Consider the following 25,569-nt stretch of genomic DNA (forward strand, 5'->3'; position numbering starts at 1 on the left):
TCCTTTGAAATAACACTATTTCAAGCCGTATTATTCAATCCGCCTCTCCATAGCTGTAAAGGTGTTGCAGAGTGATATTAAAAAAGGCGCTGAACTTATTAAGTTCAGCGCCTTTTTGTTTAGGCATTATATATCTGTATAACTATTAACGACTTAAGCTGCCATTGGTACTAGAACAAGTGTACCGAAGATCACTGTGATAAGGCCGCAGATGACTGGTACAGAGGTACGCTTTACCACTTCGAATGGACTGATTTTACCCATGCCTGAAGTTGCTACCACTACGCCAGATACTGGAGAGATAGTACGACCTAGGTTTGATGCTTGAAGCATTGGGATAATAAGGAACGCTGGGTTTAGACCCATCTTCGCAGCCAGTGAAGGCGCAAGCTCAACGAATGCATAGAAAGGTGCATTACCAGAACCGGTCGCAATTGCCGCAGCAACCGTTAGACCTGTGAGGATAAGCATTAATGCGATGCCGCCAGCGCCTGCTGCTTCAGCAAGACCGATTAGGTTATCAATCGCACCGATAGACATCAGGCCTTGAGCAAATACACCTGCCGCAACTAACAGCATTACAACGCCTTTAAATGCGTCCGCCATACCTTGGTAACAAGAATCTAGATCTTCTAGCGTCTTTTCACCGTCGAATTTCTTCACAACGTAATCAACAAGTGCACCAACGAAAATTGAGCCAACTACGATAGTGTAGATGTCTAGCTTAAGCCCTGGAATGGTACGGCCGTTGAATAGGAAAACACCGATGATAGGTAGGAAAGGAAGAGCCGCATAGAAAGCAGGCGCTGTTGTTTCAATCTCAGAAACATCAACTTTTTCCATTGGCGTGTTTTCTTTCTTATCTAGGTATTTGTTCCAGAAGAAAGCCGCTGCAGCCATTACGATGATTGCGCAGATTGACACTGGCAGTACCGTTTGAACCGCGAATACGTCTAGGTCTAAACCTGATTTCTCTGCAGCGATAACTACGTCACCCGATGTTGGTGAAAGAATGATAGCCGCCGGAGATGCACATACCGCAACCGCAGCTGGGCGAGAAATACCCATTGCCGTCATCATTGGGAATAGGGTAGCCATCAATAGCACGCCAAGGCCCGTTGCAGAACTTACTGCTAGAGACATCAGACACGCTACAATGTACGCAGCAACAAGCAGTGCGTATGGAGATTTGATAACAGACAGTGGCTTAGAGAACTGTTTCACTACCACGTTGTTTGCACCGATGTGCGTCATGTAAGAGGCGAAACCACAAAGAAGCATGATTTGCATACCTAGGCCGCCGCCACGGTACTGAAGCATGTATTTAACGAATTCTAGTGAATCGGTAACCATGTTACCTGTTGAAGCTATCTTAGCTGGTAAGACTGTGTGACCAATAAGGCCAGTAATAAGAAGAAGAGCAAGGCCAGCTGTTAGTAATACGCCCGCCGCCTTATAGCCTTTTACAATAAAGTAACCAACAGCGACGGTAACCACTAATCCGATCAAGAGTTCTAACATAGAAATCTCCACAAAGTTTAAAAAAATATAAGAAACTATTTCAGAATATGACAATGAATGTACAGAAAACTGCACTGTGGCACGAGGCATAGTTGAGGTTGATATGATCTAAGACAAACATTTTTTTTGATGTTAATTGTGGTTGTAAATCGTGATTAACTACTGTTGTTTAGTTGTTAATAAACAAATTTTATCGTTCGTTAGAATATAACTTGGATCACTTTTGTGTGGTGTGGTTGCATATGACGGTTGGGATTTATAAAGTGTTTGGATTTACAAGTTGTGCTAGGTAATTGATTAGAAAGGTGTGTTTTTGGCACCGTAAATGAGTATTTTGATGTACTGACGTCGAGTTGATTGAAGAAAACTCAACGTCAGTAATAGGAGGGGGCTACAAGAATTGTTTAGTTAGAGAGTGATGATATCTAATTGATGTTCAACTCAGGCTCCGAATTAGAATAGGCTGGCAGGTCAGCACACATTACTTTCTTGCAGAAATGTATCATGCCACGCTGAGTTACAAGCAAGAGTTCTTCATCGTTTAATGGAATATAAGTCATAGCATCCGATGAGAGCACAGAACCTTCACTGATCATCACCTTTTCGTAAAACGTGAGTTCTCTATTAGGCATGATCTGCTCGTGTTGAGTCTCGTCTAACGAAATATCATGTTGAGTAACGGTGTACGTACCTGATGAAGTAAAGCCCGCTTCTTTAGTAGAAACATAAAGCAGCTCGTAACTGTTATTCTTTTTAAATTCGATATTAACCGAAGCCTGATTGTAAATGATTTTATCGGGCGGATTGACCACCGATGCCGTGTTGGCTAAATAATGCCCTTTAAGGTGTGTTTGAGGAATTAATGTTGTCAGCCATCCGACTAAAATACCCAATAGCGCAACTATAACGAATATTTGTTTGTCTTTATTCACAAGTAACTCCTTTAAATTCGCTAGGGAAGCTCAAAGATTTTCCTGAATTATCGATGATGATCTTACGTCCCTTATATTCGTAAAGCGTTACGTTATAGAGTTCTTTAAATGTGAACTCGTCCGTTTCTATTTTACAAGAGATAAAATGTTCCCCTGTTAGGCTTTCAGCTAAGGTATTTCTATCTAAGTAAGAAAATAGATAGTGGGATAACAAGGCAACCACAATAAATACCCCAACCAATGTCAGCATGTTACTGCTCTTTTTCGCAGGAGTTGTGGTTTCTTGTACCGTTTCTTCTTGCGGAGTCGTCTCTAATGATTGTTGCGAATCTTGCTTTGCTTGCGCTTGAATCTTACGAAGTGCCCCTTCTTTATCTTGCGTCACTTGACCTGCAAATCGATATCCTTTGCCACGTTCAGTGACAATGATCATTCCACTCTTATCTTCTAGTGCTTTCCTACAGATTGAGATGGTTTGCATCAGGCTTCCATCTTCAACGTAAATACCTTTAGACACCCAAACTTGTTCAATCAGGACTTGTCGTGTGATCACCTCGTTAGGTTTTGAGATGAAAAATTTAAGGAGCTCTGATTCATTAGAACCAATAGGGTATGTACGTCCTGTCTTAAAGTGGTGGATTTCACTCTCTTCTAAATTGACCTGTATATCATCATTGATAATAAATTCAGCAGACATTTGGGTTCTCATTGTTATAAGCGTTCTAACCTAAATATAACAAATACCGTTACAAATATAAACTTGCTGAATTTGTTGTCTTTGATATTTAAGTTGCTGATTTTTAGATTCTTATCGGCTTAATTAGATTTCCTTATATACCTTTTTGAGGTTGTTTAATGTGGTTTAAGGTGCTTGGTGTTAGCAGCTATTGGATCATTAGCACGTGACGCTGATTTAGTGGGTGTGGGTTAAGTGCTCAAATTTCTTACGTAGTTCTATCAATGTGTCATTCCAACTTCGTGTTGCCTGCTCTCTGCGACAAATCGAGTCTATCTCTGACTCAAATGGCAACTCTAATAATGATAAATCGCATGACCACACCAGTTTAATGCTAAAGCTACGAAGGAGCTGTTTTGAAAGAATTCAATAAGCCATATTTATGTGGACTAATTACGCTTGCCTTACTCGGCTGTCAGTCTGAAGACTCGACTCAAGAACCTGTTTCAGTATTGGTTCCTTACAACATTAATGAACTACCAAAACCGAACGACGGATATGGGTACGACGACGATGGCACCATTACCGGAGTCGGTGAGCCCGCTGCCGCGATGTCATCGATGAATGATGCCTACTATCAGGATTACAATAACTCATACGCGGCTTTAGACGGCTGGGGACTTTGTGCGGAGCCTATTTTAATTCCATTACAAAGCATTAATTCTGATAAGCGTTTTCCACTGAATAATGAAACCTTAGCGGGGAATGTTGTATTAATTGATGGGGAAACAGGTGAGGAAGTGGGTACCCAAATATCCGCCGATGGTTCGAATATTAAAATTCAATGTGAATCTGGGTTAAAAGCGGGGACGACTTATTCTATTGTTGTCACCGATGGGGTAAAAACTGAATTCGATGAGCCTTTAAAAGCAGACTCTAGTTTTGATGAATTGATATATTCAGGTGCGCCGCTACAAAGCAATAAAGAGGAGAATATTCAAGAGCAGGTAATAAATGCTATTGACTCATATTATGCACTTTATCCAGAAAAGGGTGTTCCTGTATATGCTGCTCAATTTAAAACGCAGAGCTCATATTCTCCTTTAGATGCAATGAAGGAAAATCACGAACTATTTGGTAGTTCGTTCATTGGTACTAGAAGTAAAGTCCCGGGCTTAAAACCGGATTATGACTTGTATCACAAGACGCTAAAAATACCATTTTACTTACCATTCACAAAAGAAAGGGAAGCCGAGTGTACCGTTGACGAATTTGACCCTAAAGAAAATTGTCCACCGCTCTACGAATGGATTACCAACACTTCGGGTGGCTTTCCTACTGCGGATAACCCTATACCTCGGATAACTGAAGAGCTAGAAATAACCGCAGATATCTATGTTCCAAACAACTGGGATTGGAATAAAGGTGAACAATTACCGACCGCTATATTTATTCACGGTGTTACTGCAGAGCGTGGTACGGCATCTTTGATGGCAAAAGATTACACCACTAAAGGCTATGCCGTGGTTGCGATTGATATGCCATATCACGGGGAACGAATGCGCTATGACAATACCGATCCAGATGGTGAGGGGCCAGAGAAAGGTGTAGAAATTAGTGCTCGAGCAGACAAAGCTTTCTTCATCAATATTGATTCTCCTTTAGCGCTTCGTTCTAACCTCCAACAATCGGTTTCAGATTTTCTGGGTTTACGCTATGCGCTGAGCCAAGAAGGTTGGGTTGACAACGATAAGGTTCATTTAATCGGACAATCACTGGGTGGAATTATGTCGGTGATGGTGAGTGAGTTTAGCCAAGCAAGCCGTGATTTTCACTCGGATACTAAGTCCAATTTTGAATTCAACACGGTGAACTTTGTTGTTCCAGGGCAAGGGCTAACCAATCTGGTTTTGTCTTCTCAAACTTTAGGTCCAGAGATGTCTGAAGGGGTTAAAAAATCCCCAGATGTTCAGCGCAGTATCGCTGAAACAGTCATACCCGATATCTGCACCGCGGAAGCGACGAATCAAGAGTGTATCGAGGCGCTACGCGAGTTTGTTGCACAGTCTACGGACAACGCACTATTTGTGAGTCAGTTAGAAGATGACATTTTCAACTTAGTGGTCACCGACCTTAAACAGGGTGTTCAAACAACAATTGATAGTGCGGACCCGGCGAGTTTCATCTCACGCCAAGTCACAGCGCAGCAACCAACTCTTTTGTTAGCAGCGGTTGGAGATTGCGGTGAAACCTGCGATGTAGGAGTTGATTACGTTCCGGATAGCGTCATTCCAAACACAGCTCCAGACAATATTCGAACAGGCACTGAGCCTCTGATTGTTGCACTGGGCTTAGACCCAATAACAGGCACATCAGAAAATATGGAACAAAAACGTGGAGCGGTAAGAACAACCACCGGCGGACATGGAACCTATTTGTTCCCATACGAAGGGCCGATGGACGAGAGCGGCTTGCCAGGAACGCCAGGCGAAAATATGTCTGACGTTCGTGAAGCTGTCGACACACAGCAAGTGGCTGTTGCTTCAATGGTAATGAGTGACGGTGCTGTCGTCGTCATCAATAACGAAGATCATATCGAAACAGAGGTGCCTGAAAATGAAGAATAAACTTTTATTGGGCACTGCAGCTGCTCTTGTTCCTTGTTTGACCAACGCGGCTGGATTCCAACTTAACGCGCAGTCTGCAACTGGCTTAGGTCGCGCGTTTGCCGGTGACGCTGTAATGGCGGACAGTGCTGCGATCGTCGCTAAGAACAGCGCTGCAATGGCATATATTGAACGACCTATGTTGTCTGTAGGTGCTGTTTATATCGATAGTGGTATCGATGTTTCTAATGTGAGTTACACGCCGATGAAAGGCGATACAGAAACGCTCGATGATCAATCTCTCGATGCGGGAACATTGGTTCCAAACCTTCACTATGTTCATCCTATTCAAGGCTCTAAATTTACCTTAGGTGCCACTGTGCATTCTAACTTCGGTACCGATGTTGAGTTTGATGATTCGTTCGAAGCAGATGAGTTTGGTGGGAAAACAGCGTTATCGAGTATTAATGTAGGTTTTGCTGTCGCTTACGAGCTATCTGAAAAGATCAATTTAGGTGCAGGGCTAGATGTCATCTACGGGGAAGGCGAAATTCATAGAAAAAACCTTCTAGACGTTGATGCTGATGGCTTTGGATTGGGCGCTAATGTTGGTGCTACTTACCAAGTTAATGAAAACAATAGGTTTGGTATTACTTATCGATATAGCCCGGATATCGAAGTTGAAGGGGATATTACTAAAGGTAGGCTACCCGCTGAAAGCATGAATGTGCCATTGCCAGATACATTGGAGTTTTCTGGTTGGCATCAACTTAACGAGCAATGGGCATTCCATTACAGCCTGCAATGGGTGAATTGGTCTGAGTTTGATTCACTGACTTCAGACTCTTATGACGACTCAATTAAAGAGTATCAATGGAAAGATGCAGGGCATGTATCGGTGGGTGGTACTTACACAATGTCGAAAGATGTCGTGCTACGAGCGGGTTACATGTACGACATCTCTCCAACCGACGAGCTAACCTCTTTATCGATACCTGATGTAAACCGCCACTGGGTGACTGTTGGTGGAACATACCACTTCACTGAAGACAACTCTGTGGATGTAGGTATCGGTTTTATTATCGGAGAATCACAAAATATTGACGAAAGCCTGACGACGATTCCAGGAACGAGTTCCAATATAACTGCAGATGTGAGCGCTGACGCTGTTTTACTTGGTGTTCAATATCAACATCGTTTTTAACTTTTACTTTGGAGTTTAGAACGAAAACTTTAGGAATCATATAAACATTGCTGGGCTCGACAGTGAGTTGAGCCCAATTCTCATTATTAGCTGTTTTAGCATTATTTAAATAGCTGGAAGCTCATTAAGTAAAAAATAGCTGCTTAGAAAAACGTTTAATTCAGATGAATTTGACGGTTATGGTTATTAAAAATGAAATTTACAAAGCTTAGTAAAACAATCTGTTTGGCTCTGTTTGCCTTACATATCACTCCCACATTTGCCGAAGACTCGCCCCTGATTCCAGTGACCATTGAAAAGGCTCACAAACAAGCATTCACTTCTTCAATCAACGAAGTCGGCAAAATTAGAGCTACAGATTCTGCTGCATTGACCTTTAGCGCTTCCGATAAAATTCTCGAAATCCATTTCAAAGATGGAGATTCGGTTAAAAAAGGTGAGCTGATTGCTCAACTAGATAACACCAAAGCAAAAGCTGATTTAGATAAAGCGAGAAGCTCGTTAGCGCTAGCAAAATCAAAATTAAAGCGAGTACAAGAGCTACTGAAAAAGCAACCTGATTCGATGTCTCAGCAAGATGTTGAAGAGCTAAAAGAACAAGCGAATCTTGCGGCCGCTGACTTCCGTCAGAAAGAGGCACTAATGAATGACTATCTATTGGTGGCGCCTTTTGATGGTCAGCTAACAAACTTCAACCACTCTGTGGGTAGCAAAATTGATAGTTCAACGGCCTTGGTTAGTTTGATCAAGCTTGATCCAGTTGAAGTCCAGTATTCGATTGGGCAATCGGACCTAGGTAATGCAAAATTAGGACAGTATGTATCAATCCAAGTTGATGCATTTACCGATGAAGCGTTCTCTGGCGTCGTAGACTACATTGCCCCAGCGGTTGATGAAAGCTCAGGTCGAGTCGAGGTTCACGCGCATGTGACCAACCCAGAACACCGCTTGGTTCCGGGCATGTTTGCCAAGGTGAGTCAGATGACCAGTGAAGACTCAACGAAAATGGTCGTTTCTCAAAACGCGGTCCAAGCCAAAGATGCAGAACGTTTCGTATGGGTAGTCAATGGAAAAAATATTGAACAACGAATCGTTGAGCTCGGTGTAAATACTAATGATGGATATGTCATTGTCGAAAAAGGGCTACAGCTCGGTGATAACGTGGTGGTTACGGGACAACAGAACCTTAAGAAAGCCTCTTTAGTTAAGGTCATGAACCCGAATGTTGAGCAAAAAACAGTAGAGTTGATGCCTCAAAAGGTAACTGAACCGGTTGAACAAACCACTGAAACGCTAACTGATGAACAATACCCTGTAGAGCCGACGGTTGATTGGACTGACGGCTCACAAAATTCAGAAGAAGAGCCAAGTGCAGTCAACAAAACTAAGGTCACTGCTGAGCAAAGTAGTCAATCAAACAGCAAGGAAGCGATAACGAAGGAGAGCCCGAATGAAGCTTCCTGAGATTTGTATTAAGCATCCTGTTTTTGCTTCAGTGTTGAGCATCGCCATCGTACTAATTGGCATGCTGTCATTTCAGAAGCTATCGATTCAGTATTTCCCTGAACACAAAACACCTTCAGCAACAGTAACGGCTGCGATTAATGGTGCAAGTGCAGAGTTTATGTCGCGCAATGTCGCGGACAAATTAATTACTGCTGCTACAGGTCTTGATAGCGTAAAGACCATGACTACGGACTGTCAGGAAGGCACCTGTAATTTAAAAATCATCTTCGAAGATGATGTTGATGACGTTGAATACACAAGCCTGATGAACAATCTTCGCAGTAGTGTTGAAGCCATTAGTGATTTCCCGCCGAGCATGACCGATAAACCAACGGTCACCGATGACTCATCAGACACCAGTATGCCAAGTAATATCATCACGTTTGTGAACACTGGCAAAATGTCTAAACAAGATATGTACGACTACATTAGCCAACAAGTTGTCCCTCAGTTTAAACATATTCAAGGTGTCGGTGGTATTTGGGGACCATACGGTGGTAGCCAAAAAGCGGTGAGGGTATGGCTTCAACCTGATCGCATGATGGCGCTCAACATGAGTGCTTCAGATGTGGTAGGTACGCTGAGTTCTTACAATGCGACATTTACTGCGGGTACGATCAAAGGTCAGGTTCGAGATTTCTCTATTAACCCGGTTAATCAAGTGACCAGCGTTGATGATGTCCGAGACTTAGTGGTACGTGTCGATAACGGAAAGATCATTCGTATTGGCGATATCGCCGAAGTCAAAATGGGAGAAGAAAGCCTAACGCCAAGTATTCTTCGTGTTGACGACAACTTAGCGATGTCGATTCAGGTCTTGCCTCTTAAAAGCGAAAACCCAGTAACGGTTGCTAATAAAGTTAAAAAGCAAATCGACCTAATTCAGCCTCAACTGCCTGAAGGCATCGAGATGAAAATGGTTTATAACCAAGCTGACTTTATCAAAGCGGCTATTGATGAAGGCTTTATGACTTTGGTCGAGGCAATTGTCCTTGTTTCCGCCGTCGTTGTTCTTTTCCTTGGTTCTGTTCGCGTTGCTTCGATTCCGATTATTACCATTCCTGTGTGTGTGATTGGTGTATTTGCAGTGATGCATTTACTTGGATTTAGCATCAATGTCCTAACAATCTTGGCGATCATTTTGGCGATTGGCCTGGTGGTTGATGATGCGATCGTTGTCGCGGAAAACTGTTACCGTCATATCGAAGAGGGTGAAACTCCATTCAACGCTGCTATTAAAGGGTGTAGAGAGATCGTCTTCCCCGTTATTGCGATGACATTGACTTTGGCCGTTGTTTATTTGCCAATCGGCTTAATGGCTGGCTTAACCGCCGATCTGTTCAGGCAATTTGCTTTCACACTTGCAGCTGCTGTGATCATTTCAGGGTTTGTCGCGTTAACGCTCTCACCGATGATGAGCGCTTACTTGATGAAGCCTGTCTCGACGCCTGCAAAGTGGTATCAAAAGGTCGATGTGAAGCTCAATGTTCTGTCTGACCGATACACTAAGGAGCTTGGTAAGTGGTTTGACCGTAAAGCACTCATGAGCGGTATCGCTTTAATGCTAATTGCGTTGTCTGCATTGGCCATTTGGAAGATGCCTCAAGTTCTGTTGCCAACAGAAGATACCGGCTTTGTAGAGGTGACCTCAACACCACCAACGGGTGTTGGTCGCCAATATCATCTTGATAACAACGAACAGTTAAACAGTGTGTTTAAAGGCGATGAATCAGTTGAAGCCAACCTGTCTTACATTGAAGGTACACCGACCAATCACGTCCTACTAAAACCATGGGGAGAGCGTGACCAGTCTGCGGATGAATTAGTGAATGAGTTTATTGCCAAAGCGAAAAGTTCAGTCTCTGCTTATGGTATGTCTTTCAAGGTTCGCTCAGCGGATAACTTGAATATTGCGACTAACATGATTCTCGAACTTACAACTGTGAATCGTGATACCGGCGCTTTGTCTGAAACAGCGAGCAAAGTGGTGGAGGCTCTTGAGGATTATGAGGGTGTCACTAACGTTAAAAACTCAATGTTACGCGACCAGCTGCGCTATGACTTATCGATTGACCGCAATGCGATTGTGTTATCTGGTGTGGACTACGGCAATGTTACTAACGCGCTGTCGACTTTCTTGGGTTCAGTGAAAGCTGCCGATTTACAAGCAGATGATGGCTATACATACCCAATCCAAGTACAAGTGAATCTGAAGGATCTTGGAGATTTCAAAGTCTTGGATAAATTGTATGTGGATTCACAATCGGGACAAAGGCTTCCTTTGTCTCAGTTTGTCTCCATCAAACAGGTAACATCGGAATCGAACTTCAAGACCTTCATGGGACAAGACAGTGCTGAAATTACAGCTGACCTCATGCCGGGATACACCGCAAGTGATGTGAAAGCGTATATCGACGACGTGGTACCAAGTTTATTGAAACCAGCACAGAGCTACGAATTCAACGGTATTGTCAAAGACCTTGTGGATTCTACGGCAGGTGCGCAGGTGCTATTCGTACTGGCGTTGGTTTTCATCTTCTTGATTTTGGCGGCGCAGTTTGAAAGCTTTGTCGACCCGATGATCATTTTGCTGACCGTTCCTCTGTGTATTGTTGGTGCGATTTTGACGTTATCGGTGTTTGGTCAAAGCCTCAACATCTATTCAAAGATCGGCTTACTGACGCTGGTGGGCCTTGTGACGAAACACGGTATTCTATTGGTGGAGTTTGCTAATGAGAAACGTAAATCAGGCGCCAGTGCAAAAGAAGCCGCGGTCAGTAGCGCACGTTCAAGGTTACGTCCTATTTTAATGACCTCACTGACGATGATCCTAGGTTCATTACCGCTAGCTTTGGCTGATGGTCCAGGTTCTCTAGGTCGTATCAACATCGGTTTAGTATTGGTGGGCGGCTTAACGGTCGGAACTTTCTTCTCATTGTTTTTGGTGCCTGTCGCGTATGTTGGTATGGCGAACCTGAAGCAAATGGATGTATTGACTCGATTGAGAACCAAGCCAGCATAATCCAGCTGAACGATTACAATTCACGTAATTTAAGATACGAAAAAGCGCCCACCAATATTATGGTGGGCGCTTTGTTATTTACTGTATTAGCCGCTGAACGAGCTAATCCTAATCGAACCGATTAGAACGGTGCGAAGTTCATCAGAATGGCGGAACCTGTCTAAAATGGCGCAAAGCTGTCAGGCACAACCGTTGGTACCGTCCAACGTAGATGAGCGTCTATCGGCTCCAATACCGAGTTGTGTTGTGGGATCTGACCACGATCACCATATAACCACAAAACTAAGTTAGAGCGCTCACCACTGGTAATTGGTAGCGCCGCGTGTGCTACGTTTCCTCGGTGGATCATTGCCATGCCGGGTGTAAATGTCGCCTCATTCATTTTGCCCGTTGCCGGGTCATAAAAGTTGAGTGCAGAGCCTGAAAACGCTTCTTCGGGTAAATTCAGATTGATATTGAGCGTGACAGAAGATGCATCAGTATGAAGGCGCAAAGATGTGTCTTTGTTCGCTTGATACTGAATAGAGAATCCAAAAGTTTGCGTATCGTAGCCCATAATTTCTGGGAACAACAAACGAGCAATGGGACGCATGTAACTGTCGAGTAAATCTCGATAAAATGCTTGGAAACTCGGCGCTGCTAAGTAGCCTTCAGATCGGCTGTCTAACATTGCTCCACCGCGGTTAAGCACTATGGCATATGGTGGGCGCAGCGGGATTTGAGCGTTAGAGACCGCTTCCAAGTAATCACGCAACTCAGCGAGACGTTCAGCATCAAAGAACTGAAACTTAAACACCCCAGGAGAGATCTCTTCGAGTAAGTCTTTTACCGCGATTTCTTTCGTTGGATCTTGCCAAGCTTCTCTGACAGCTTCACGCAGGCGTGCATCTAGCAGTGAATCATCGAAATTTAGCTGGCTGCCTTCCGCACTCACTTCCCACTCTTTCCAAGCCTCGCTGAACAAGCCCTTATTGCTGTCCCAAAACTGTTGCACAGAAGGAGCTCGTTGAAGCATCGCTTCGCGTGTTGGTAAATCGATGGCGCGTGCACGCTCTAGTTGATTAGATAACATAATGTATTTGCTCCTTTTGTTTGCTTGAGTCCAATCTATTACACCAAGGTTTGTAGATAAACGGCGCAATACGCAAAACAGAATTAACGTTTTCTATATAATCTAATGTCGCTTTAGCGGTTCTGTTGGAAAAACAAGTGGTGGAAGATCGAATGGCAGATAAGTTACAAGCGATGGGGACGGGCTGTTTACTCAGACGATCACGCAATTCCTTTTGCATGTTCGATGGGGGATATTTTTATTAAAAATCGTAGTTTAGATTCATTGAGCTATAGATCTCGCTATTGCTTTGGTCTGAGGCAACAGTGGTGTTATAGATGTACTCAGTATCAAACGTCAGTGCTAAATTACCCATCAGAATGTTCTTTAGGTAGCCTTTAAGGTTGTAGTTCGTGTTTTCTTCACCATAGGCCATATTAGCCGTAGCACCCATGGAAAACGTTTCAGTGAGCGTTAAAGAGCCATCGATACTGGCATTGGCAATAAGTTCGTAGTTCTCTTTGTTTGGAAACTCTTCATCAGAGGATTGGCGTTTACTGATTCGATAACCTGGGCCAGCAGATCCTTGAAGCTTGATTCTTTCGGTATCGTAAAAATGGCGACCAAGTCCAGTAGCGGTAATGAACTGCTTGCGGTAGGTGCCATAATGGTCGTGCTCAAAGCGTGCAGTCGCAACTATATAAGTGACGTCATTCAAGTCATAGGTAATCCCATAGTTGGTGGTATAGCGATTCGTTCCATCTTCATCATTTTCAGCATCCGTGTAATAGGTATCGAACTGAACCCGTTGCCCCCAGTTTTCCTTTTTATAGCCTACGGATATTCCAGAATTGATAGACAAGGATGAACTGGTGTTTTGAGAGTATATAAACCCTAACTTAGTTAACGTCGTAAACGGTGATTCGTCTTCTTGTTCTTCGTTAAGTAGAGGCTCATCGACAAGTACTGTCTCTTCTGCGAATACTGGTACCGATAAAACCAAAGCGAAAAAAACTAAGGAGTTGAAACAACGTCTGCCTAGATCTGTATTGGTTGAGAGGTGTTTTGTTTGAAAAATAGAGTCGGTCGACATAGTTATTAATTTGATTCGTGGTCTACACGGCGAACCCAGTGCTAGCCGTGTGAGTTGTGAGAGAATGAATCGAAAACTCGAGCGAGTTACGACGCAATAGGTAAAGGGGAGAAGATAGTTTGGATCGCTGAGAAGCCATTACCTCTGTGAGGGTTAAAATCTTCAAGGTGTACGAAGAACTCGAGTATTTCTGAGGGTTTGTCATCTTCAATCAATAAGAACTCCAACAAGCCTTTCTCGATATGGCACGAAAGAATGGTCTCATTGGAATGTTCAGCTGAAGCCTGCTCAACATTGATAACCACGCTTGTCTCAGGCAATACATTGAAAGAGTCTTGAGCACATTTAAGAACACAACTACACACATATTCTCGATACAGTACATTGCTCTCAGGGACGGATAGGCTCTCTAGTTTTACCTCACCTTGGCACAGCACCTTTCTTTCTTTAGGGATGACGTTGTCCTTATTCACCTGAATATTGATTTCTAACAGATGGCCATTCTTGTAAGTATTAAAGTTATGGTTGATCAGTTTTGTGTCGACTACAGAGGCGTTGATAGGATTCTGTTGTGCTTCTGAAAGAGCGGTCAGTTTGGCTCCGCTATCGTTATTCAGAACACCCTTTGAAAGTTGGTTCTGCTTGGCCCAGTAACTGTAGTTCTGTACCCAATGTACGAACTCGCTTTTGTAGTCTTCAATATCCTGTTCTGCTGCGCGTTCAACGTTCTTAGTAAGAGTATGCAGCTTCGATTTATTCCCCAATAACATATCCAACCAATTAGGTTTGTAATCATCGAGCGCTTCCATGGCTTTGACTTTATGGTCGAAGCGAACGGTTGGCATCACAGGTGCAGGCTCCATAGCCATCGACTCCCAATTCACTTTTGGCGTCGGAATAGTATGAACAGATTGGATTAAGTGCAGGTGTTGATTGAACAAGGTCACTTCACTGACCGCGTCCTCAAGTTGTTTGGTATTCATCTACATTCCTGTCGACGGTTATTCTTGTCATTTGGCGCTCATTTTATGGTCAAAGCGCGCGAACAGTATTTAAATGAATGTGAATGATCTTTCGTGAGGTTACTTGATATTGGTTTAGGAATATTTTGGGGAGGAAAGTTGGGTTTATGATTGAGATAACAGCATAGAAACACAGAGAACAAGACGCTCTCTGTGTTGGTCATTTTGCTATTATCGAAACTCGCTGATTAGCATTATCTCTGGCGTCTTGCGACCAAAGTGAATCGGTAATCGTTAGACGTGAAGTAGTTTCGGCTGTATTCAAATACCGTGTTATTGGCGAGGTAACCGCGAGTACGTTTTTCAATGATAGGCTGAGCTGGGTCAATACCTAACTGTTTAGCAACGTCTTCAGGCGGAAGAATCGGCACCAATTCCTGCTCACTTCGATCAATCACCATGCCTTTGGTGTTCTCAATAAAGTCGTATTTTGATGTCTGCATCACTTGATAAGTAAGATCTGGGAACAAAGCAACAGGCAACCAGGTTTCTTCAACTGTGATTGGATTGTTGTCGATGAAACGAACACGCTTTACGTAGAAAACCAATTCACCTTCTTTTATATCTAAGTGTTCAGACATCGCTAGAGAACAGGGCTTCATTTCAAAAGCCAGAACCTCACTGTGGGTAACGACATCCAAATGCGCCCACTTTTCTTGAAAGCTCGACTGTTTGTAGATGTCGTAATTGATCTTGTTCTCTTTGACGTAAGTTCCGCTGCCTTGAACGCTTTCAAGCTCATCGTTTTCGATGAGTAGTTTCAGTGCTTGCCTAACCGTTACGCGGCTTACCGAGAATACTTCACGCAGTTGCGCTTCCGTTGGGAGTGCTTCTCCAACTTTATATTCTCCAGAACTGATCTTTTCTCTTATTGCATCGGCGATTTGGCGATACATAGGGAGTCTTGCCATTTTTGCCTCATTTGTGCGCTAGGACAACTAGACTTTGATTAACAACCTGTACCTTAAAATACGTAAATTTGCTCTATATAAGCCTTGCTTTAAAGGTTAGTGTGAGCGTCGTATCGGCGTTTTGTAGTACATATAATACAAATTAAACGATACATAACAAGCTTTCTTAAAGGATTTACCAATACAGTTTAAATACAAATTAAATGCAAATGTGTATTGGTGAGATCGTGATCACGGATTAAATGTCTTGAAGTTGTATTATTCTTCTCGTCGGCAGGGACGACTGTCGTACTAATCCGTGACTATGGGACAAAGGTTATGAAACTTACTACTCTAACGAATAAGTCGCTCGTAAATCTGCAAACTACGTTTAGCAGTCGAGAAGAAGCGATTTACGCACTTGCTGACCAACTGGATCAGCAAGGCAAACTGCATAACAAGCAAGAGTACCTTGATGCAGTATTTGCTCGTGAAGAGCAAGGCCCGACAGCGCTTGGCGAAGGCCTAGCAGTACCGCACGGCAAGACTGACGCGGTTAAAGAAGCTGGTTTCGCTGTAGCAACATTGAAAGAAGACATGAAATGGAAAGGCTTGGATGAAGACGAAGATGTAAATCTAATCTTCCTAATTGCGATTCCAAATTCGGAAGCGGGTTCTACCCACATGCATCTGCTTACAGCACTGACAACTACATTGGTTGACGACGATGTTCGCGAAGCAGTATTAAAAGCAACAACCGCTGAAGAAATCTTCGCGCTTCTTGATGGCGACAATCAACAAGATGAAAAACAAGACAACTTAGATACAAATGCACCGACAATTGTATGTGTGACGGCGTGCCCTGCAGGCATTGCTCATACCTATATGGCGGCAGAATATCTTGAAAAGGCGGGCAAAAAGCTTGGCTATAACGTGCATGTTGAAAAACAGGGCGCAAACGGTATTGAAGATCGCTTAACGGCTGAGCAGTTAAACAATGCAGTGGCTTGTGTATTTGCTGCTGAAGTTGCGATTAAAGAGTCTGAGCGCTTTAACGGCATTCCTCGTGTAGAAACGCCAGTTGCAGAACCGATTAAACACGGTGAACGCATTCTAAACGAAGCAATTGAAGAGTCGAAAAAAGGTAACGGTGCAGAGCGCAAAGTAGCTACTGATGATAAACCTAAGAAAGTGCCACTGAAAACAGAGCTCAAACAAGCACTGCTTTCTGGTATTTCTTATGCGGTTCCTCTTATCGTTGCTGGTGGTACTGTTCTTGCGGTTGCTGTTCTTATCGCGCAAATTTTTGACCTGCAAGAGCTTTACGCAACAAAAGATTCTTGGCTGTGGATGTATCGTAAATTAGGTGGCGGCCTATTAGGTACATTAATGGTGCCAGTACTGGCAGCTTACACAGCTTACTCATTAGCCGACAAACCGGCACTTGGTCCTGGTTTTGCTGCGGGTATTGCTGCAAACATCATTGGTTCAGGTTTCTTAGGCGGTGTTGTTGGTGGTTTGATTGCTGGTTACGTAATGCGTTGGGTAAAAGAGCATGTTCGCTTGGGTCCTGCGTTTAACGGTTTCCTCACTTTCTACCTTTACCCTGTGATTGGTACTTTGGTAGCGGGTAGCTTGATGCTGTTTGTTATCGGTAAACCTGTTGCGTTCTTAAACCAAGGTTTAACGGACTGGTTGAACGGTATGTCAGGCACCAATGCGTTGTTATTGGGTGCAATTTTAGGTCTGTTTGTATCATTCGACCTAGGTGGCCCGGTAAACAAAGCTGCTTACGCATTCTGTTTAGGTGCAATGGCAAACGGTGTTTATGGTCCTTACGCAATCTTTGGCTCAGTAAAAATGGTATCGGCGTTCACGGTAACGGCTTCAACCATGATTGCTCCCCGTTTATTCAAAGACTTTGAGATTGAAACCGGTAAATCGACATGGCTACTTGGTCTTGCGGGTATTACTGAAGGTGCAATCCCAATGGCGATTGAAGATCCAATCCGTGTAATCGGCTCATTCTTACTAGGCTCTGTAGTAACAGGTGCAATGGTGGGTGCGGCAGGTATTGGTCTATCCACTCCGGGCGCAGGTATCTTCTCTATCTTCTTGTTACACGATTCTGGTTTAGGCGCTTTCTCTGCTGCTGCGATCTGGTTCGGTGCTGCGATTGTCGGCACAGTGATTTCAACCATTACTCTTCTGATGTGGCGTGGTCACGCTGTAGAGAAGGGTAAGTTTGAAGCAAGTACTGCAACACAGAACTAACTGAATTTTGAGTTAGCTTCTAACTCACTGCGAAATCAATATATAAAAAATAACGAACAACTTGGCTGTCCTAAATACCTGTGCTCCTAACGGTTTTATTCACACAGATTCTGGGCGTGGTTTTCTGCACCCTAAATTTAGTGGCAGCCAATTTTAACCCCTTGAAAAACTTTAATTTAGTCGTATTTGGGTTCGAACTTTAGTTTTACTCGAAGCGACACATTTAGGTAAATGATTATGACTACATCACGCGTACATATTACTCCTCACATGCACTGGGATCGTGAATGGTATTTCACAACAGAAGAGTCTCGTATTCTTCTTGTGAACAACATGGAAGAAATCATGAACCGTCTGGAGAGCGATCCAGAATACAAATACTACGTTTTAGATGGTCAAACCGCCGTTCTAGAAGATTACTTCGCGATCAAACCAGAGAACACAGAACGCGTAAAAGCATTGGTTGAAGCGGGCAAGCTAATTATTGGCCCTTGGTACTCTCAAACCGACACAATGCAAGTTTCTGGTGAGTCGATTGTACGTAACATGATGTATGGCATTCGCGACTGTATGAAATTTGGCGATGCAATGAAGATCGGTTATCTACCAGATTCATTCAGCATGAGCTCACAGCTGCCAATGATCTACAACGGCTTCGACATCACGCGCGCAATGTTCTGGCGTGGTTGTTCAGAGCGTCACGGTACCAACAAAACAGAATTCTTATGGCAATCAAACGACGGCAGTGAAGTAACGGCACAAGTACTTCCGCTGGGTTACGCGATTGGTAAATACCTTCCACAAGATGAAGAAGGCCTGCGTGCTCGTCTAGATAAGTACTTCCCAGTGTTAGAGAAACCATCGGTAACCAAAGACATCCTGTTACCGAACGGTCACGACCAAATGCCAATTCAAAAAGACATCTTTGAAGTAATGGACAAGCTTCGTGAAATCTACCCAGATCGCGAGTTCTCAATGAGCCGTTACGAAGAAGTGTTCGAGAAAGTAGAGGCGGCACGCGACCAACTCGACACAATCAAAGGCGAATTCAACGACGGCAAATACATGCGTGTTCACCGTACGATCTCTTCTACGCGTATGGACATCAAACTGATCCACGCAGAAATCGAAAACAAGATTGTAAATATCTTAGAACCGCTAGCGTCTATCGCTTGGACATTAGGCTTTGAATACCACCACGGTTTGATTGAGAAAATGTGGAAAGAGAGCATGAAGAACCACGCTCATGACTCGATTGGTTGCTGTTGTTCAGACAAGGTACACGCTGAAATCTTAAACCGTTACATCCTTGCGGACGACATGGCGACAAACCTGATTCATTTCTATAAGCGTAAGATTGTCGACCATATGCCGGATCGCGAAGGTTGCGACAAACTAGCGATGTTTAACCTTTCTCCGTACGAGCGTGAAGAAGTGGTGAACACAACCATCACTATCCGTGCTCAAGAATTTTCTATCTTTGATGAAAACGAAAACCCAGTTGAGTACTTCATCCGAGACAAGCGCCAAATCGACCCAGGTAAAGTAGACCGTCAAATCGTTCACTACGGTAACTACGACCCGTTCATGGAGTTTGATATTCAAATCAAACGCACTGTACCAGCAATGGGCTTCACCACGTTACACATTCAAGGTAACGAAAAGGGCGCAGTTAAAGTCGCGGAGCAGAAAGACTACTTGCTAGAGAACGAATACTACCGAATCAATGTAAACGACAACGGTACTCTGACTATTTTCGATAAAGAGACAGAGCAAGTGTTCGACCAAGTGCTTCGTTTAGAAGACGGTTCTGATGACGGCGATGAGTACGATTACTCACCATCTCGTCAAGAGTGGCTGTTGTACTCAGACGAATTCCCAGTAGAAACCTCGATTGACCACCAAGGCTTCCAATCTGTAGCGAACATCGCTTTCCGTATGAAGGTGCCTGCAAACCTGGCAGAGCGTGAAGAACGCACGGGTCAAAACGGATTCATTGAAGCGCAATGCCAAGTGATATTGAAGCAAGGTTCTCGCCGCATCGAAGTTCGTATGGAGCTAGACAACCAAGCCGATGACCACCGTGTACGTGTGCTAGTACCAACGCCATTCGTTTCTGAAACTGTGGTCGCAGATAACCAGTTCGGTTGTATTACTCGACCAACCAATGACCCAGCAATGGCGGTTTGGGAAGAAGAGAAGTGGAAAGAAGCACCGGTTCCGGTTTACCAACTGATGAACTTCGCTGCATTAGAAAACGGTAGAGCGGGCATGGCGATCATGTCGAATGGTCTACGTGAATTTGAAGTGATTGCATCTCAAGGTGACGACAACCGAGATACCTTCGCACTGACACTGTTCCGTGGTATCGGCGTGCTAGGTAAAGAAGAGCTATTGCTTCGTCCGGGTCGCCCTTCTGGTATCAAGATCCCGACACCGGATTCACAAGTGCGCGGCAAGTTGGTTTGTGAGTTCACACTGTGTGGCTTCTCTGGCAACCACATTGACGCGAACATCATGGCGCAAGCACGTGACAATGTCACTCAAATCGAATGTTACAACAAGATCCCTTACAACGCGATGAAGCTGAATGTGGGCGAGCAAAACCTACCAATGAACTTCAGCTTGCTATCGAAGCAACAAGCAGGTGCGGTACTAAGCGTACTTAAGAAAGCGGAAGATGAAGATGCGTTGATCATGCGTGTTTACAACCCGGCAGAAACAGGCTCAGTGTCGGATTCAATCTCCTTCACTCAACCGGTTTCAAGCTGGAAAGAGACAAGTATGGATGAGCGAGTACGCGAAGGTGATGTAGCAACAGAAACCTTCGGCCAACTGGCATCTTGCCAAGCGAAAACATTCCAAATCAAATTCTAATTTCAATCACCCGCTCACCTTGGTGGGCGGGAATGGTGAACGACAATGAAAATTGTAATTGCCCCTGATTCATTTAAAGAATCACTCGACGCTCATCAAGTTGCGTCTTGCATTGAGCGTGGATTTGCCGATGTTTTCCCTTACGCAGAGTTCGTAAAACTGCCTCTCGCTGATGGTGGTGAAGGTACCGTAGACGTGCTGCTAACCGCGCTTAACGGTAAGAAACAGCTGCTACAAACAACAGACGCACTAGGTCGCGAATGTACGGCTTATTGGGCTTCGTTAGAACAGACAGTTAATGGAAAAAAGGTAAAAACTGCCTTGGTGGAATTTGCCCAAGCATCGGGTTTAGATCGATTAACCGTAGAAGAAAGATCACCTCTCACAGCATCATCTTACGGCACTGGGTTGCTGATTAGAGATGCGCTAGATAAAGGTACAGAGCAAATCATTATTGGCTTGGGTGGTAGTGCCACCAATGACGCAGGTGCTGGCATCTTACAAGCGTTGGGAGGCAAGTTATTAGACAAGCAAGGCAACGAGCTATCTGGTGGTGGCGCCGAGTTAAGCCAGCTAGCAAGTATCGATCTTGATGGGCTGCACCCTAGATGCAAGGAAGTGACGTTCGTGGTCGCGTGTGATGTGAATAATCCATTATGTGGCGAAAGCGGAGCCAGTGCCGTGTTTGGTCCGCAAAAAGGCGCATCAAAAGCTCAAGTTGAACAGCTTGATACTGCGATCGGACACTTTGCTGATATCGCTCAGGCGCATACGGGGACTAATCATCGCGACACAGCTGGATTTGGTGCTGCTGGTGGTACACCTCTGGGGTTAAGTCTTGCATTCAATATCCAAATTAAAGCGGGTATTGAGATGGTATTAGATGCTTTGGATGCAGATAAGGTTCTTGAAGGCGCTTCACTGGTCGTGACTGGAGAGGGGCAGATGGACAACCAAACCCTGCAAGGTAAAACACCTTACGGCATCGCTCAGCGAGCTCAAAAGCTGAATATTCCAACCATTGGAATAGCGGGCTCTTTGGGGCAAGACGTTGAAAAGCTTTACGGTTCAATGTCTAGCTTATTTGGAACCGTACGTTCACCTCAGTCTCTAGACCAAGTTTTATCAGAAGCGAATCAAAACCTGACTCGTACTGCCCTTAATATCGCCGCCACGCTCAAGCTTGGTAGCCAGATTTTTAATGAGAAGTAATTATGTCTCTATTTAAACTCGACAACGTTATTCAAAACTACGCATGGGGAAGCAAAGACTCCATTAACCAATTGTTTGGTATTGTGAACCCAAACCAGGAGCCTCAAGCAGAAATTTGGATGGGTGCTCATCCAAATGGTTGTTCAAAGGTAGGCGATACCGGTGAATCGCTTTCTCACATGATTGATGAAAACAAAATCGATGTCTTAGGCGGATACACGGCGGCACGTTTCGGTGAATTGCCTTTCTTGTTTAAGGTGTTGGCCGCTGAAACACCGTTATCGATTCAGGTTCACCCGAACAAGCGAAAATCAGAATTAGGTTTTGAGCGTGAGAATGCACTTGGTATCCCTTTGAATGCGTCTAATCGCAACTACAAAGATCCAAACCATAAACCTGAGTTGGTTTATGCGCTGACCTTCTACAAAGCGATGAATGGCTTTCGTCCAATCGACGACATTATTGCCTTGTTCGAAGAAGCGGATATTCCTTCGTTAGCGATTGAACTTAATGTACTTAAAGCCAATGCCGACAGTGATTCTCTGAAGTCTTTCTTTAGCGCCATTATGTCTCTTGAAGGTGACCGAAAAGCGTCTGCGCTTAATGAGCTTTATGCTGCGCATGCGCGACCAGCCAAAACGGTCATGGGGCGTGAAGCTCTGCAATACAGCATCGAATTCAAACAGTACTATCCGGGTGATATTGGTTTGTTTGCCCCATTGATGCTCAACACAGTTGAACTGGCGCCGGGTGAAGCGATGTTCCTATTCGCAGAAACCCCACATGCTTATGTTCAAGGCACAGGCTTGGAGATCATGGCAAACTCAGACAATGTGCTGCGTGCCGGTCTCACCCCTAAATACATAGACGTTCCTGAGCTTATCGACAACACGATCTTTGAGCCGATTAAGCCAGAAGATATTCGTCTTAAGCCTGTATTGAAAGAGGGCAAGATGAGCTATCCGATTCCGGTGGATGACTTTGGCTTTGATATCTTGTCTGCGACTGATGAGAGCAAGTCACAGTATTTACGTAGCGCGGAGATCTTGTTCTGTGTGGAAGGAGAGGCGACCGTCACTTCAGAAGGACGGTCAGTTTCTCTTAAGCCCGGAGAATCAGTCTTTGTAAGTAGTAATTCAAGTGTTTACCAATATCAAGGGAATGGCATTTTGGCTCGTGCTTTTAACTAGTACCCCCGTGCTAGCGATCAGCAAAAGAAATGTCAGAGTGCCATTGTAAAGTGGCACTCAATATTGGATTGATGGTTGTTATACCAATCACGGTAAGTAAGTGATTAGAAATAGCGCAGGAAAAAGACTTGAGAACAAGGCTGCTCGTTTCGACAAGAAGTTTCGATAAGTAGTTATTCTACAATCAAAAATTCTAACGCAGTTGTAGAGTTTTTGAACCAGCTAGGCTAACAGTTATTTACTACGATTGGTATTATCTATCTGTTTTTGACAGTCATGATTATTGACCATACCCGCTACTCTGGCGGGTTTTTTCGTTTCACAAGTGAGATCGATAAAGCGTAATGCGATAGAAAAACGAAGCCCTGCTTTAAGAGCAGGGCTTGTTACTGAGTTAGTAATAAACCGCTAGTCAGGCGATGTGTGTCATTCGATTGATAACAAAGGATTCTGTACAACCTTCAGTTGCCTTAACGTAGTCTGCGATATGTTGGCTTGCTAGGTGCTTTTGGAGAAGTGCTTCTGATTCCCAATTCTCGTGAAACACAAATTGAGCCGGGTTACTGTTGTCTTGATGGAGGTCGTAGTTGATACAGCCTTCTTCGGATCGGGTTTTATCGATGAGATTAATCATCTCTGATTTTACAAACTCGATCTTCTCTTCTTTACAGACGATTGTCGCAATAATGGTTAGCTTAGTCATTGTGAATCCCTAGGGCAATAAATCTCTTTGTCCGAATAATATAAGTATCTATAAATCAGAGAAAAAGATACGTTCTATCCAATGACTATGGTCATTTTAGTCCATAATTCTTTTTTTAATCGCGAGATGATTAGTGAATTACGCTCATAAAAAAGCCCGACACTAAGCCGGGCATCTTAAAAAGTGAATGAATTAGTTACTGAAATCAGCCTTTACCCAGATCATTCGGTGATCAGAGGATACGTCCTTGCCGTTACCATAATCACCAATTCGTGAGTCATTGAATAGCTTGCGTCCTTCTTCATAAGAAGCGGACCAGTAAACACCAGAATCAACGATGTTAAGTGTTGCTGAAGGCAGTGCGTAATCTACAGCAAGTCCAAATGTTGAAGTGATACGGTTCGGCTGTGGGTGAGACGATGATTTATCTACCGCATGTTCAGCGGCGCCATCACTTGTAGGGTATAAACTTCCGTTGGTGACTTCTTGGTTAACTAATGCATCATTGTGCAAGTCTTGCATTACAGAACTAATACCGTCGCCATCAACAGGATCTAGGTTTTGATCACCCATCATGACAAAGTGTTGACCTTGCTCCAGACCGCCAGTTTTTCCAGAGTCATCATAGATGTACGATTTGTTTTGGATGTATTGGTGCCAGAAGCCGACTTCTGCTGCGTTTTGCTCGATGTTTTTACCCACGTCAAAAGCCGGTGGAGTAGGGTGTGACATCAGTAAGTGAACGGTTTCAGTACCATCTTTGGTAGGGATTAGGATTGGTGCATCAACGTGGTTCTTTGAAGATAAACGAACTTCTTCCCATTCAGCAGCGGTGTACCACTCGTCACCACAGTCCATATTTGCAGGGAACTTACTCGGGTCATCGCAAACAGTGATTGTTGGAATAGTGGCACCTTCGAGATCTTTCCATTTAAATTCTTGGAATGTACGAGTGTTGGCAGTGTCTATCTCATATTTAGACATCAGAGCAAACGCGTATTGACCATGGTACAAACCAAAGCCCCAAGCATCTCCAGGTAATGTGCCCGCGTTGCCGTCGTTGTCTAGGTCAAAGCCAAATTCATTCAATAAGCCCGTGTTGGTAGCGTAACTTTCAAAGTAAGGGTATGAAATTGGCTCTAGGTTCGCGTCACCGCCCGCACCGTCAAGGCTTTGAGCAACAGAAAGGTAGTTTTTCTGGAAGCCTTCTAGTGCTGACTTGTCCGTTCCAGTACCGTCATTGTTAAATTCGGCCATCATCAGTACATCAGGTCGATTCTTTTGAATCACGGCTGCTACGTTGCGGATTTGAATCACTTTTGCCGCTGTCTCTTTGTCAGCCGCACTAATTGTGTTGTTGAGATAGTCAGATACAAGTACTGCTTGAGCGCTTGGTTCAATCTGCATTTCCGTTACAAGATCTTGGAAGGTGTCACGATCAAAAGACAGGTTATAAGTAGCGATCTTTACTTCTTCAGGTTGAACGTAATCGGTATCGCTGCTGCAACCAATCAAAAGCGCAGAAGAGATGGCGAAAGCGATAGATGTTTTTAACAATTTCATAAAGTGTGTCCGCTAATTGCTGAAAGAATTTTGGGACGCGTATGGTATGAGACGAGGATTAACCTGTAAGTGATGGTGGTCACGACAAAGGGCTTCGTAATACATGCTATTGCATCAAAAATGTGACAAATGGAACCGGTATTTGTAATTTGAAGAAAAGCTTTAAATTCAGGTGTTTAATTAGACCTTTAAAATAAAAAAGCCCTCATGCTTTGCACGAGGGCCTT

General features: G+C 43.9%; 17 protein-coding genes. 8 read left to right on the forward strand and 9 right to left on the reverse strand.

The features are described from left to right. Nucleotides 1-153: 153 nt before the first annotated feature. From dcuC to OH460_RS02315, 3 genes are all read right to left on the reverse strand, one after another. Complete coding sequence (dcuC, locus tag OH460_RS02305) at nt 154-1,521, reverse strand: anaerobic C4-dicarboxylate transporter DcuC (RefSeq protein WP_032498406.1); 1,368 nt, start codon at nt 1,519-1,521, stop codon at nt 154-156. A 425-nt stretch (nt 1,522-1,946) separates the two neighbouring features. Then, nucleotides 1,947-2,453 (reverse strand): hypothetical protein, encoded by a 507-nt coding sequence (locus OH460_RS02310; protein WP_128164492.1) that lies wholly within the window; start codon nt 2,451-2,453, stop codon nt 1,947-1,949. Next, on the reverse strand, nt 2,446-3,150 hold the full coding sequence (locus tag OH460_RS02315; RefSeq protein ID WP_269994717.1) for a winged helix-turn-helix domain-containing protein: 705 nt from the start codon (nt 3,148-3,150) through the stop codon (nt 2,446-2,448). Before OH460_RS02315 ends, OH460_RS02310 begins: the two co-directional genes overlap by 8 nt. A gap of 395 nt (nt 3,151-3,545) precedes the next feature. On the opposite strand from OH460_RS02315, the gene OH460_RS02320 reads away from it, so the two are divergent. From OH460_RS02320 to OH460_RS02335, 4 genes are all read left to right on the forward strand, one after another. Then, on the forward strand, nt 3,546-5,756 hold the full coding sequence (locus tag OH460_RS02320) for a lipase (protein ID WP_269994719.1): 2,211 nt from the start codon (nt 3,546-3,548) through the stop codon (nt 5,754-5,756). Continuing rightward, the gene (locus OH460_RS02325; protein ID WP_269994721.1) at nt 5,746-6,939 is read left to right on the forward strand and encodes an outer membrane protein transport protein; all 1,194 of its coding nucleotides are present in this window, start codon (nt 5,746-5,748) and stop codon (nt 6,937-6,939) included. The genes OH460_RS02320 and OH460_RS02325 overlap by 11 nt, the downstream gene beginning before the upstream one ends. 192 nt (nt 6,940-7,131) lie before the next feature. Further along, the gene (locus OH460_RS02330) at nt 7,132-8,403 is read left to right on the forward strand and encodes an efflux RND transporter periplasmic adaptor subunit (protein WP_269994723.1); all 1,272 of its coding nucleotides are present in this window, start codon (nt 7,132-7,134) and stop codon (nt 8,401-8,403) included. After that, nucleotides 8,390-11,467, forward strand: a complete 3,078-nt coding sequence (locus OH460_RS02335) for an efflux RND transporter permease subunit (protein ID WP_269994725.1) — start codon at nt 8,390-8,392, stop codon at nt 11,465-11,467. The genes OH460_RS02330 and OH460_RS02335 overlap by 14 nt, the downstream gene beginning before the upstream one ends. Nucleotides 11,468-11,627: 160 nt before the next feature. Here the strand turns inward: OH460_RS02335 and OH460_RS02340 are convergent, their stop codons facing one another. The 4 genes from OH460_RS02340 to OH460_RS02355 all read right to left on the reverse strand — a co-directional run bounded on the left by OH460_RS02340 (nt 11,628) and on the right by OH460_RS02355 (nt 15,544). Then, nucleotides 11,628-12,539 carry a 2OG-Fe(II) oxygenase gene (locus OH460_RS02340; protein WP_269994727.1) on the reverse strand — a complete coding sequence of 304 codons (912 nt, stop codon included), beginning with the start codon at nt 12,537-12,539 and terminating at the stop codon, nt 11,628-11,630. Nucleotides 12,540-12,780: 241 nt separating this feature from the next. Beyond that, a complete protein-coding gene (locus tag OH460_RS02345; protein WP_269994729.1) occupies nt 12,781-13,521 on the reverse strand; it encodes a DUF481 domain-containing protein in 741 nt (246 codons plus the stop codon). A gap of 176 nt (nt 13,522-13,697) precedes the next feature. After that, the gene (locus tag OH460_RS02350; protein ID WP_269994731.1) at nt 13,698-14,594 is read right to left on the reverse strand and encodes a hypothetical protein; all 897 of its coding nucleotides are present in this window, start codon (nt 14,592-14,594) and stop codon (nt 13,698-13,700) included. A 233-nt stretch (nt 14,595-14,827) separates the two neighbouring features. Beyond that, entirely contained in the window at nt 14,828-15,544 is a 717-nt protein-coding gene (locus OH460_RS02355) for a GntR family transcriptional regulator (RefSeq protein WP_009845448.1), read from the reverse strand. 318 nt (nt 15,545-15,862) lie between these two features. On the opposite strand from OH460_RS02355, the gene mngA reads away from it, so the two are divergent. The 4 genes from mngA (at nt 15,863) to manA (ending at nt 23,076) form a co-directional block, all read left to right on the forward strand. Then, on the forward strand, nt 15,863-17,797 hold the full coding sequence (gene mngA, locus OH460_RS02360; protein WP_269994735.1) for a PTS 2-O-a-mannosyl-D-glycerate transporter subunit IIABC: 1,935 nt from the start codon (nt 15,863-15,865) through the stop codon (nt 17,795-17,797). A 237-nt stretch (nt 17,798-18,034) separates the two neighbouring features. Continuing rightward, complete coding sequence (mngB, locus tag OH460_RS02365; protein WP_269994737.1) at nt 18,035-20,674, forward strand: mannosylglycerate hydrolase; 2,640 nt, start codon at nt 18,035-18,037, stop codon at nt 20,672-20,674. A gap of 45 nt (nt 20,675-20,719) precedes the next feature. Further along, nucleotides 20,720-21,886, forward strand: coding sequence for a glycerate kinase (locus OH460_RS02370; protein ID WP_269994739.1), 1,167 nt, complete (start codon nt 20,720-20,722; stop codon nt 21,884-21,886). A gap of 2 nt (nt 21,887-21,888) precedes the next feature. After that, the gene (gene manA, locus OH460_RS02375) at nt 21,889-23,076 is read left to right on the forward strand and encodes a mannose-6-phosphate isomerase, class I (RefSeq protein ID WP_269994741.1); all 1,188 of its coding nucleotides are present in this window, start codon (nt 21,889-21,891) and stop codon (nt 23,074-23,076) included. Nucleotides 23,077-23,488: 412 nt separating this feature from the next. On the opposite strand, the gene OH460_RS02380 is transcribed toward manA, so the two are convergent. Both OH460_RS02380 and OH460_RS02385 read right to left on the reverse strand, forming a co-directional pair. Beyond that, entirely contained in the window at nt 23,489-23,779 is a 291-nt protein-coding gene (locus tag OH460_RS02380) for a putative quinol monooxygenase (RefSeq protein ID WP_269994743.1), read from the reverse strand. 192 nt (nt 23,780-23,971) lie between these two features. After that, nucleotides 23,972-25,342, reverse strand: coding sequence for an endonuclease/exonuclease/phosphatase family protein (locus tag OH460_RS02385; RefSeq protein ID WP_269994745.1), 1,371 nt, complete (start codon nt 25,340-25,342; stop codon nt 23,972-23,974). Between the last annotated feature and the right edge of the window lie 227 nt (nt 25,343-25,569).

This window comes from Vibrio sp. Makdt (assembly GCF_027587015.1).
GTDB lineage: Bacteria > Pseudomonadota > Gammaproteobacteria > Enterobacterales > Vibrionaceae > Vibrio > Vibrio chagasii_B.